We start from the raw sequence: 11,485 nt of genomic DNA on the forward strand, positions 1-11,485 counted from the left end.
TTCCGAATCCTTTTTTTCATGAACCTAGGGGCTAATTTGGCCGTGAATTTTAAGTTTTGGCCACCTGAGACAGCGTACAACCTTTTACAATGCAGTTTATGGTATAAAGAGGGCAAACGCGTTCTAAATGGGGTGACGAAAATGGACAGAAATAAGCTAGCAAAAAAGATACGCAAACAAATGAACCGCAATCCTGGTTTATCAAGTGGTGAAAAATTTTTTGTCGATAATTTAGAGTTGGCCAAAGAAACAGATAAACTGATAAAAAGATATCATTATGCCATACCGGCGGCTGACCAAAATGAAGTTAAAAAGACACTGGCATCACCATTGGCAGAAGCTTTGCGTGCCTCTGAGGATGATGTAAACGAGTTGTTGGCTGAGATAACCATTCGGCTGACATTAACCTCAAAACCAGAACTGGTTTATGTTTGGGAGAATTCAAAAAATGTTGTGTCATCCCGCCGTGTCTATGGCTTTGCCTATCAGGTTCGCGATGAAGGGGATGGACTCCAGCTGTTTCGGGATGCGCTCACCGAGGCTAGAGTGCCACGAACTAGAATGACTGCGACACCGCAAGCTAAGTCAGCTGAACCACAAGATCCAAGTGAGGATGTCGCAGCATTGAAGAGCCAAATTGACCGATTGGAAAAGGCAAATAAAACGTTGAAGGCCAAAAATGTTGCGGCAAGTGAACGCGTCCAAGAACTTGAGCGTGAACTAAAGCAGGCGAATGCAGTCACGACCCAAGAGACGGCTGCATTATCAAATCAACTGGAGACTGCACAAGCAACGCAACAAGCGACGCAACAGCTTTCTCACCAACGTCAATTGGATTTGGAACATCAAGCAACCCGACTTGAAGAGCTGAAGAATCAGGTTGCGGAATACGAAAATTTGCATCGCAATGAAAGTGGTCGGATTACTGAGCTTGAAGAAGCGTTGCATGAAGCGAATGAATCATTGGCGCAAATACATGCCACGCAACAGGCAAAGGCACAAACAGTGCCAGTCAATACGGATTACAAGGATACTGTGATTCGAACATTGGCGGTGCGTATTGCTGAATTGGAGCAACAGCCTGCAATGCCGGTACAGGAAACGCCGGTTGAGACACCGCAACCGGTACGAATTGTCACGAAACAAGCTGAACCGGTTGTGATGACCAAGACTGTACCAGTGACGGATTCAGAAGCCCTATCACAGCTGATTGCGCACTTAACCCGTGATAATTTAGCGGCCTACCGCAAGTTGCCGTTGCTTGTCCAAACATATAACGATTTGACGAACGATGATGTTGCTTTGTGGATGCCGGTTCAGGGACGCTTCTATGTTGAAGATGATGATCGCTACTTTATTGATACGCAAGGTCACTTGGCTGGCATGGATCAAATTGATACCAACGGCCTTGATGAAGCGAGCTTGAATGCGGAAGAGACGTATTCAGCACGAGTTCGAACAGACATGCATGCTGTACAACTGTTGCGCAGTCTTGGTAAGTTGCCAGAAATAAAGGTTACCGAAGATGAAAAGAGTACCACTGACAGTGAGCTCGAGCGAAGTCTGTTTGGTCAGCGTGTGTTGATTGTGTCTTGGTTTGGTGCCAGTGCCAAGAATGCCGCCAACAAGATTAATGAAGTTGGCGGACAAGCAACCTGGCTAGATGGTTCTAAGTACACGGAGAGTAAGGTGATTGATGAAATTCAAGCGAACCGATATGATGTCGGCATCGTCTTGATTAACGGCTCACATCACCATACGGTTAAGGCTGCGTGGGAAGCGCAACGAGCCGGACAAAATATTCAAGTGACACCAAACGCGGGGATGACGAAAATTATTCGTATCGCAATGGATGCGCTATAAAACAAAAAATGCAGTCTACCGATTTTGGCAGACTGCATTTTGTTTATTTGCGAACTAATTCTGTGTAGGCGTCTTCGTCAACAACGACGTCGATTTCACCGATGTATTCACGTGGGTCATCCTTAACGAATGTACGCTTGAAGACGAACAAACCATCTTGATCTGACGCTTCTTCAATACCACCCATGTCGTACAATGGAACACCTGAATCCATGGCCCATTGAATCATAGCCGTTTGAACAGCGTATGGTGCGTAGTAGATGTTACCGTCGAATGAACCGGCATACATGTACCAAATCTTGTCACCATACTTAAAGCCCATGCCAGTTGAAAGCAATTCGCCTTCACGTTCGGCAATGTAGATACGCATGATATCATCATCAGCAAAGGCTTCACGCATACGCTCAAAGTATTCCTTTGGGCGGTGTGAGATACCGTGACGTTGGGCCATACCGGCGTATGTCTCGAAGAAGGCATCAACGGCAGCTTCGTCGTTGGCCCAACGAACAGTCACGCCATCGCGTACGGGACGCTTCAACTTTGACTTCGTCTTAGAAGGGTACAAATCCAACGTTTCCTTGGCATCTGGCTTAGCCGTCAAATCAATCACCATGTTCAAACGTGGTTGGATTGTGGCGTGCATCCCTTGGTCAGCCACGTTACGGTTACGTGTTTCGTAACCGCGGGCACGCAAAGCGTCGTTAAATTCATCTGAGTAAGGCACCTCAGGATCCATACGAATGACGTACACATCATCATCGGCTACAGCGAGCTTAGCTTCTGCAACCAACTTATCCAACAAATCAAGGTCAGTAACGTCCATCACTGGTCCCTTTGATGCGTAGGCAAACTTCTTACCGGTTGGCGTTTGTGTCAACAATAGTGAAATGGCAGCGATGATGTTGCCGTCAGCGTCTTCAACGTACGCGTGGCGTGGCTCCCAATTGTTCTTAACGTGTGCCCAGCCCAAGTCTTGTGTCACTTGGCCGAACTTTGAGTTGCGGACAAACGTCGTAAAACGTTCAACAGCAGCTGCATCATTCATATCCAAAACTGGCATTGTTTTTCCTTCTTTCTAACTGAAAAACAGTCTCATTCAATCTGAGTAAATTATAACATAGGCAAGTTTACCAGTTTCAGAGTATAATAACTCTTATGGAAACTATTACATCAGTACAAAATGGCCGTGTTAAGTCATGGCAAAAGTTGCAAACGAAGAAGGGTCGCCAAGCAAGTAAGACATATTTGCTTGATGGCTGGCATTTGGTCCAAGAGGCCATTCAACACGATGGTAAGTTGCACGCAATTATGGCAACACCAGAACAATTGGCAGAACACCAAGATGACTTGCCAATTGGGGTACCGGTATTTGAAATTACGGCCGATATCGCTAAGAAGCTATCAGACTTGGTAACGCCACAAGGTATCTTTGCGGAAGTCTCATTGCCAACAGCAACGCGTGAGCCACAATTTATTCACGACGGGGCTTGGTTGTTCTTAGATGCGATTCAAGATCCGGGTAATGTTGGGACAATGATTCGTACGGCAGACGCAGCTGGCTTTGCCGGTGTTGTGTTTGGGGATGGATCAGTTGATCCTTATTCACCAAAGGCATTGCGTGCTATGCAAGGATCACAATTCCACATGACGTTGACGACTGGAAACTTGCAAGAGTGGACGGCAGCATTTACGCAAAACGACATGAACGTCTATGGTACACAATTGGATCCAGAAGCCGCCGACTTGTTCACTATTCCAGCGCAAACACAATTTGCGTTGATTATGGGAAACGAAGGTCAAGGTATGAATCCTGAATTGGCCAAGATGACAACGAAGAATCTTTACATCCCAATTTCTGGCCAAGCTGAATCACTAAACGTTGGTGTGGCAGCTGGTATTGCGATGTTCGCGTTGAAGGCACGCTAAAGCCTAGTTTGAGGTTGATAAGGTACTGTTAATCATGCAAAGAGGGGGCTTTTATATGCAAGATTGGCAACGCGATACCGCGTATTATAATATCGTGAAAGATTTGTTGGCCCATCCCCAAGTGCAAGAGTTGGCTAATTACACCCAACACCACCACTCGGATCGGCTAACCCATTCAATTGCGGTTTCATATGTAAGCTACAAGTGGGCATTACGTCTTGGCTTGAATGCAACTGCGGTCGCACGAGCTGGTATTTTGCACGATCTCTTCTTTTATGATTGGCGTACCACGAAGTTCGAGCTAGGAACGCATGCGTTTATTCATCCCCGTGTTTCACTAAGAAACGCTGAGAAGATTACGCAGCTATCACCGATGGAAAAGGATATTATCCTGAAGCATATGTGGGGCGCAACGGCTGCGCTACCACATTATCGCGAAAGCTTTTTGCTGGATTTGGTCGATGATTATATGGCGGTCGCTGAGTTTTTCTCACCGGCATCAGCCCGCGTCAAGCGACTGTTCCATGCACATTAAAGCATAATAAAAGAGCGCATCCAACGATGCGCTCTTTTATTATGCTTTCACACGGCGGCCGTGTACCAAGTGGTAAACAACCAAGCCGATTACCGTAATGGCGACCATGACCATAAAGAGGTGACGATAACCAAGGTAAGGTTCGAAAAGTCCGATAATTGAAGGACCGAAACCAAGTGATGCTTCATAGGCGATGAAGTAGGTTGCTGTGGCCTGCGTCAAACGATCAGCCGGAATCATTTGTGAGGTGGTTGATTGGACCGCAGACTGGAAGTTACCGAAACCGACACCGATGAAGATGGCAGCTAGCAACATCATCCAACCGTTTACCATTGTGGCCAATAGTAGCAATCCAATCGCTAGAATAACCAATGACGGATAAATGACGTAGTTTTCGTTCTTGCGATCCATCAAGCGACCGACGAGCGGACGAGATAGCAAGATGACGAAAGCGTAAACCAAGAAGAAGTATGACGCGAACGTCACCAAGTGTAATTGACTTGCGAAGAAGTCCAAGTCGGCTTGCAAAGCAGCGTAACCAATTGTCACGAAACCAAGGGTCAATGAAATTGGCAATACACGTGGTTCCATCAAGGTACGAATGTCGAAACGTTGGTTGGCTTGCTTAGCGACCGGCTTGGTTTCAATGTAAACCTTGTCTGACTTGACGAATAGGGATGCGATTAAAGCGACCAAACCAGTCAAGAACTCAAGCCAGAATAGCGTACTATATGAAGCGTGTTGCGTGATCAACAAAGCCAAGAAAGGACCGAACGCCGTACCAAGGATTGTGGCCAAAGAGAAATAGGCAATTCCTTCAGCGCGTCGCTCGGTTGGAATGACGTTGATGACAGCTGTGTTTGTCACAGTACCGGTAATCCCGACTGACAATCCTTGGATGAAACGGACAACAAGCAAATAAATCAAACTGCCTTGTAGCTGATAGGCCAGTAGCACAGGAACCAAAATTGCCATACTAATGATGGTCAATTGGCGCGCACTGAACTTGGTGGTTAAGATACCAGCTGAAAAGCGAGCAATCATCGTACCAATAATTGTCATACCGGTCACCAGACCAGCCATGGCATTGCTGACATGATACGTTGCCACAGTGTAGGGGCCGATAATGACAAAAAGACTATAGAACGTTACCATGCCCAAAATTTGAATAACAAAGAGCTGGATAAACGTTGCATTAAAGATACGGGAATCTGATTTTTGAGACGTAATAAACACCTAACTTTCTATAAAAAACAAATTTTTAGTATACACCTCAAAAAAATCGTCTTCATAGTTAATCGTTTTAGAAGGACAATTTTTGTATTGAAAAACGTCAATTCGACAACCGTTTAAAACGTTTAACCCTATGTAAATCAAGGCTCGTGCATAGTTTGTCTTTATTTCGTGCAGAGTTTATTCGTAAAAAAATCACAATTCTGGTTTTATAATGTAAGTATCAAAAGTGAGAAAAAAACAGAAACGTGTCGCACAAGTTGTCCTTTTTCCGAGTACGGAAACGTGACTTAATTTGTGAAGAGCGTTACAATTAAATAACTTATAAAATATAAATAAAAATCCGATTAGAACTAGAGTATTAGGAGACAGTAATTATGGCAGTAGCATCACATGAAGTAGTAGCAAACACATTGTGCGACAAGTTTATCGCAACGTTTGATATCTTGGGACGTAAGTGGAATGGCTTGATCATCGAAGTATTGTTGAACAACGGCCCACGTCGTTTCAAGGATTTGGCGCAAGCTGTGGCGAAGTGCTCAGACCGTGTTTTGGTTGAGCGTTTGAAGGAATTGGAAGCAGCTGGAATCGTTGAGCGTCGTACATATGAAGACTCATCATTGATTGAATACGCTTTGACTGAGCATGGTGAGTCAATGCGTCCTATGATGGCTGCCATTCACGAATGGTCAGACAACTGGAACGCCTAATTAATCAGTGACATTAAAACCAGTGAACAAGGGGGAACGCGTTCGCTGGTTTTTTGCATACCGGTTGCGAATGACTGATAATGTTGTACAATAATATAAGAAACTTTGAATGACCTAGTAAGTTGGTATGTCGTTTTAGAGAGTGGGCGCTGGTGAAAATCCCATCGACATTAAAACTGAATTTCAGTCAGGAGTTCATTGGTTGCAAGGCCTTTGCGGTTCATCACCGTTAACGGATGTCCGAGGGCCGTCTTAAGTGACGACTAAAGTAGGGTGGTACCACGTTAATGAGCGTCCCTGTGACAAGTTATTTGTCGCAGGGACTTTTTATTTTGATTTTATTTTCTAAGGAGACAAACCATGAGTTTACAAGACGAGCTCACGCAATTGCGCGATCAAGCATTGGGCGAGATTGAAGCAACGACTGACTTGAAGGCTTTGAACCAAGTGCGTGTTAACTGGCTTGGTAAAAAGGGACCGTTGACTGAAGTGTTGCGCGGTATGAAGGATTTGACGCCAGAAGAGCGCCCTGTTGTGGGAGCTTTGGCTAACGAGGTACGCGATGCCTTGACTGAGGCCATTGCGACACGTCAAACGTCATTGGAAGAGGCAGCTTTGAATACCCAATTGGCAGCTGAAACGTTGGATGTTACGTTGCCAGGTCGTGCGACTGTACAAGGTCAACCACACGTGTTGCAACAAATCATTGAGTCATTGGAAGATCAATTCCTTGGCATGGGTTACCAAGTCATTGAAGGTCCTGAAGTTGAGCAAGATAAGTACAACTTTGAGATGATGAACTTGCCAAAGGATCACCCAGCCCGTGATATGCAAGATACGTTCTACGTCACGCCTGAAATCTTGATGCGTACGCAAACGTCTCCTGTGCAAGCTCGTACATTGGAGTCACACGACTTTAATGCTGGACCTTTGAAGATGGTTTCACCAGGTCGCGTTTACCGTCGTGACACAGACGATGCCACGCACTCACACCAATTCCACCAAATGGAAGGATTGGTTATCGACAAGCACATCACGATGGGTGACTTGAAGGGAACGCTTTTGGCAGTTGCCCGTAAGTTGTTCGGTGAGGACCACGAAATTCGTTTGCGTCCTTCATACTTCCCATTCACGGAGCCTTCAGTTGAAGTTGACGTGTCATGGAACGCTGTGACACCAGACATGGCCCCTGAAGACATCGAGTGGATCGAAGTGCTTGGTGCTGGTATGGTGCACCCTAACGTTTTGCGCATGGCCGGTGTTGACCCGGAAGTTTACGGCGGATTCGCCTTTGGCTTGGGACCTGACCGTTTTGCAATGTTGAAGTATGGTGTCGAAGACATCCGTAACTTCTACTTGAACGACGTGCGTTTCTTGACGCAATTTGACCAGAAAGGATAAGCAAACAAAATGAAGGTTTCTGTAAATTGGTTGCGTGATTACTTGCCAATCGAGTTGCCAGCTGACGAGTTGGCCGAGAAGATTTCACGTACGACTGTTGAAATTGAAGGACAATACCAACCACAAGCAAACATGAAGAATATCGTGATTGCCAAGGTATTGTCAGTTGTGCCTCACCCAGATTCAGACCACATGGTGATTACCCAAGTGGATGCTGGTGAGGATGAGCCTATCCAAATCGTGACGGGTGCCCCAAACGTTGCCGAGGGTCAAACGGTTATTTTGGCTAAGCACAACTCAATCGTTGGCGGTGGCCAAAAGATTAAGAAGGGTAAGCTACGTGGTGAAGTCTCAAACGGTATGTTGACGGCTTTGCAAGAGCTTGGCTTTGACGACAAGGTTGCCCCTAAGGACTTTGAAGAAGGTATCTGGGTCTTTAACGACGTTGATGCAGCTGAATTGACACCCGGTGAGAATGCCTTGCATGTTTTGGGTATGGATGATGACGTGCTTGAGACGGGTATTACGCCTAACCGTGCTGACTTGTTCTCAATGAACGGTACAGCTTGGGAAGTTGCAGCCATCTTGTCAGAAGAGCCAACGTTGCCAACGTTCGAATTGACGGAAACGTCAGAGAAGACGGCAGACTTGATTTCAGCTACGGCACCAGCTGACTTGGCCCCTAAGTACGCCTTGCGTGTGGTTAAGAACGTTGAAGTCAAGGATTCACCATTGTGGTTGCAACGCCGTTTGTGGACGATGGGAATTCGTCCAATTTCTAACGTTGTCGACGTGACGAACTTGATGTTGTTGACGTACGGTCAACCATTGCACGCCTTTGACTTGGATACCTTGCCAAGCAAGGATATTACGGTTCGTACGGCTAAGCCTGCTGAAAAGATTAAGACATTGGACGGCGTTGAGCGTGAAGCATCAGAAGGTGACATTGTGATTGCCGCTGGTGATGAAGCATTGATGTTTGCTGGTGTTATGGGTGGTGAGTCAACTGAAGTTACTGCTAAGACGACCAACATCGTTTTGGAAGGGGCTATCTTTGAGCCTAAGGCCATCCGTCACGCTGCTCGTGACCAAAACTTGCACTCAGAAGCATCAACGCGTTTCGAACGTGGTGTGAACGTTGAAGATACGTTTACGGCATTGGATCACGCGGCAGCTTTGATTGCTGAAATCGCTGGTGGTGATGTGACTGAAGGTCGTGTTGTTGCACAAGACTTTGATTACGAAGCACCAGTTGTTAAGGTGACGACTGCCCACGTTAACCACGTATTGGGAACGGAAATCACGGATGCTGAAATCTCAGCTATCTTTGATCGCTTGTTCTTCGACTACGAGTTGAACGATGGTGAATTCACTGTGACTGTGCCAGCCCGTCGTTGGGACATCACGATTGAATCTGACTTGGTAGAAGAAATCGCCCGTTTGTACGGTTACGACAACTTGCCAGCAACATTGCCAACTGGTGAAACGACACCAGGTAAGTTGACGCCAAAGCAAGCCTTGATTCGTGCAACGCGCCACGACTTGGAAGGTTTGGGATTGAACCAAGCGATTTCATACGTGTTGACGACACCTGAGAAGGCTAACAACTTCCAATTGCATGATGGGCAACCAATTCAATTGGACTACCCAATGTCACAAGACCGCCAACAAACGCGTGGTAGCTTGTTGACTGGTTTGCTTGATGACGTTGCGTACAACGTTGCTCGTAAGCAAGCTGATGTGGCTTTGTATGAGCAAGGTCGTGTCTTCGTTTCTAATGGGGATGCCAACCAATTGCCAGCTGAAATCGAGCACGTTGCCGGTGTTATCACAGGTAACGTCTTGCTACGTACTTGGGCAGAAGGTGCACAAAAGGCTGACTTCTTCGCTTTGAAGGGCATTGTTGAGCGTCTATTGGCTAACTACGCTTTGGCTGAAGAGGTGCGCTTTGTGCCAACGACTGAGCGTGCTGAAATGCACCCAGGTCGTACGGCTGACATCTACGTTGGCGAGACGTTGATCGGATTTATCGGTCAAGTACACCCATTGACGGCTAAGGCTTACAAGGTTAACGAAACGTACGCCTTTGAGTTGAACTTGGATGCCATCTTCGACTTGCCAAAGGTGAAGGACGGTTATGAAGTGGTATCACGCTTCCCAGCCGTTTCTCGTGACTTGGCCATCTTGGTTGATCGCGATGTGCCAGCCGCTGAATTGCGCGCTGCCATCGTCGCCGCTGGTGGTGAGTTGTTGCACGATGTTGAACTATTTGACGTTTACACAGGTGAAAACGTGGCTGATGACAAGAAGTCATTGGCTTACGCATTGACATTCGTTGACGTTGAAAAGACGTTAGTTGATGAAGACATTAACGCAGCTGTTGAAAACATTACCGCTGCGTTGGCTGACCAATTTAGCGCCGAAATTCGTTAAAAATTGTCAATCAATTATTTAAAAGCCATCCGTTACTGGTATACTAACTAGTAACGGATGGCTTTTTGCTGTCATTGCATTTTAAGGAGAACGATAGAAATGGAAGATTTAGCCCGCATCAACGGCAAAAAGTCTCGCAAAGGACTTTGGATTTCGTTGGTTGTGATTGTGATTCTGCTTATCGGCGCTGGTGTTGGTGGGTACCAATACTACACCATTCAAAAGGATAAGACGGATTATTCAGCATTGAATGTTAAGAATAAGAAGGATGTTCAAGTGCAAGTTAAGTCTGGTGCCACAGCATCAGAAATTACATCTGAATTGAGCAAGGCAAAGGTTTTGCGTTCAGAACGTGCTTTCATGAACTATGTGACGGTGAACAATGTCTCAGATTTGAAGGCAGGGTACTACTTGTTTAGCCCAGCTGATGATGTGAAGACAATTGTAAAGTCATTGCGTCAAGGTGGAGCTGCTTACCCATTGAACGGTAAGGATACGATTACCGTTCGCGAAGGTGAGACGATTGAAAACATTGCGACTGAGGTTGGTGAGAAGACAAACTTCACGAAGGATGAGTTCTTGAAGGCCGTTAACGACCAAGACTTCTTCAACCGCTTGAAGGAAGCTTACCCTGGTTTGTTGGATTCTGAAGTGGATAGCCAACAAGCAGGTGACATCCGTTACAAGTTGGAGGGATACTTGTACCCAGCAACTTATGACTGGAAGACGGCTAAGACTGTTAACGAGTTGATCAACCAAATGGTTTACCAAGACTACGTGCAAATGAAGGACAAGTTTGACGCCATTAAGAAGTCAGGCATGACCGTGCACCAAGTGTTGACGTTGGCGTCATTGGTTGAGCGTGAAGGAATTGACGAAGCAAGTCGTAAGACAATTGCAGGTGTCTTTGAAAACCGTTTGGCTATTAACATGCCATTGCAATCAGATATTGCAACGAAGTACGCGTTGGATACGAACAAGACGAACTTGACGAACGATGATGTTTCATCAGACAATCCATACAATTTGTATAAGTTCTCAGGTTACGGTCCTGGACCATTCAACAACCCATCATCACAATCAGTTGATGCGGTTTTGAACCCTTCTGACCGTGATAAGGGTTACTTGTACTTCGTAGCTAACTTGAAGACTGGTAAGGTTTACTACTCAAAGGACTATGACGAGCACTTGGGCAAGTCAGGTGATTTGGAAGCAACAAACCAATCAGTTGGAAATGAAGCAGATGCTAAGAATGCATCAAATTCATCAGCATCTTCATCATCAAAGTAATTACAGATATCAAGACATCTTAAGCGTTTGCTTAGGGTGTCTTTTTTATTGCTTCTTTATGACATAAACGTTGCAATTCCAAGTCGCGAAATGA

The 11,485-nt window shown here is 45.8% G+C and carries 9 protein-coding genes and 1 other annotated feature; of the genes, 7 read left to right on the forward strand and 2 right to left on the reverse strand.

From position 1 onward, the window contains the following. The first annotated feature begins 141 nt into the window (after positions 1-141). Positions 142-1,863 carry a hypothetical protein gene (locus tag C6P11_RS02230; RefSeq protein ID WP_135518259.1) on the forward strand — a complete coding sequence of 574 codons (1,722 nt, stop codon included), beginning with the start codon at positions 142-144 and terminating at the stop codon, positions 1,861-1,863. Positions 1,864-1,906: 43 nt separating this feature from the next. Here the strand turns inward: C6P11_RS02230 and femX are convergent, their stop codons facing one another. Then, the gene (femX, locus tag C6P11_RS02235) at positions 1,907-2,923 is read right to left on the reverse strand and encodes a UDP-N-acetylmuramoylpentapeptide-lysine N(6)-alanyltransferase (RefSeq protein WP_135518260.1); all 1,017 of its coding nucleotides are present in this window, start codon (positions 2,921-2,923) and stop codon (positions 1,907-1,909) included. A gap of 95 nt (positions 2,924-3,018) precedes the next feature. On the opposite strand from femX, the gene C6P11_RS02240 reads away from it, so the two are divergent. Both C6P11_RS02240 and C6P11_RS02245 read left to right on the forward strand, forming a co-directional pair. Beyond that, positions 3,019-3,789, forward strand: a complete 771-nt coding sequence (locus C6P11_RS02240) for a TrmH family RNA methyltransferase (protein ID WP_135518261.1) — start codon at positions 3,019-3,021, stop codon at positions 3,787-3,789. Positions 3,790-3,844: 55 nt separating this feature from the next. After that, positions 3,845-4,324: an HD domain-containing protein gene (locus C6P11_RS02245; protein WP_003609299.1), complete on the forward strand. Its 480-nt coding sequence runs from the start codon at positions 3,845-3,847 to the stop codon at positions 4,322-4,324. A 39-nt stretch (positions 4,325-4,363) separates the two neighbouring features. Here C6P11_RS02245 and C6P11_RS02250 read toward each other — a convergent pair whose 3' ends face one another. After that, a complete protein-coding gene (locus tag C6P11_RS02250) occupies positions 4,364-5,560 on the reverse strand; it encodes an MFS transporter (protein ID WP_280950180.1) in 1,197 nt (398 codons plus the stop codon). A 374-nt stretch (positions 5,561-5,934) separates the two neighbouring features. Between C6P11_RS02250 and C6P11_RS02255 the strand changes: the two genes are divergently transcribed. The 4 genes from C6P11_RS02255 to mltG all read left to right on the forward strand — a co-directional run bounded on the left by C6P11_RS02255 (position 5,935) and on the right by mltG (position 11,391). Further along, a complete protein-coding gene (locus C6P11_RS02255; RefSeq protein ID WP_135518262.1) occupies positions 5,935-6,267 on the forward strand; it encodes a winged helix-turn-helix transcriptional regulator in 333 nt (110 codons plus the stop codon). A gap of 96 nt (positions 6,268-6,363) precedes the next feature. Next, positions 6,364-6,569 (forward strand) — a binding site (T-box leader). A gap of 58 nt (positions 6,570-6,627) precedes the next feature. Continuing rightward, positions 6,628-7,668 carry a phenylalanine--tRNA ligase subunit alpha gene (gene pheS / locus C6P11_RS02260; protein ID WP_135518263.1) on the forward strand — a complete coding sequence of 347 codons (1,041 nt, stop codon included), beginning with the start codon at positions 6,628-6,630 and terminating at the stop codon, positions 7,666-7,668. 9 nt (positions 7,669-7,677) lie between these two features. Next, complete coding sequence (gene pheT / locus C6P11_RS02265) at positions 7,678-10,101, forward strand: phenylalanine--tRNA ligase subunit beta (protein ID WP_135518264.1); 2,424 nt, start codon at positions 7,678-7,680, stop codon at positions 10,099-10,101. A gap of 99 nt (positions 10,102-10,200) precedes the next feature. Beyond that, complete coding sequence (gene mltG, locus C6P11_RS02270) at positions 10,201-11,391, forward strand: endolytic transglycosylase MltG (RefSeq protein WP_135518265.1); 1,191 nt, start codon at positions 10,201-10,203, stop codon at positions 11,389-11,391. The last annotated feature ends 94 nt before the right edge of the window (positions 11,392-11,485 follow it).

Source organism: Weissella confusa, from assembly GCF_004766315.1.
GTDB lineage: Bacteria > Bacillota > Bacilli > Lactobacillales > Lactobacillaceae > Weissella > Weissella confusa_A.

Bases quoted from the DNA above. Each gene is read 5' to 3' on its own strand.
- C6P11_RS02230 (WP_135518259.1), top strand. From the start codon at position 142: ATGGACAGAAATAAGCTAGCAAAAAAGATACGCAAACAAATGAACCGC.
- femX (WP_135518260.1), bottom strand. From the start codon at position 2,923: ATGCCAGTTTTGGATATGAATGATGCAGCTGCTGTTGAACGTTTTACG.
- C6P11_RS02240 (WP_135518261.1), top strand. From the start codon at position 3,019: ATGGAAACTATTACATCAGTACAAAATGGCCGTGTTAAGTCATGGCAA.
- C6P11_RS02245 (WP_003609299.1), top strand. From the start codon at position 3,845: ATGCAAGATTGGCAACGCGATACCGCGTATTATAATATCGTGAAAGAT.
- C6P11_RS02255 (WP_135518262.1), top strand. From the start codon at position 5,935: ATGGCAGTAGCATCACATGAAGTAGTAGCAAACACATTGTGCGACAAG.
- pheS (WP_135518263.1), top strand. From the start codon at position 6,628: ATGAGTTTACAAGACGAGCTCACGCAATTGCGCGATCAAGCATTGGGC.
- pheT (WP_135518264.1), top strand. From the start codon at position 7,678: ATGAAGGTTTCTGTAAATTGGTTGCGTGATTACTTGCCAATCGAGTTG.
- mltG (WP_135518265.1), top strand. From the start codon at position 10,201: ATGGAAGATTTAGCCCGCATCAACGGCAAAAAGTCTCGCAAAGGACTT.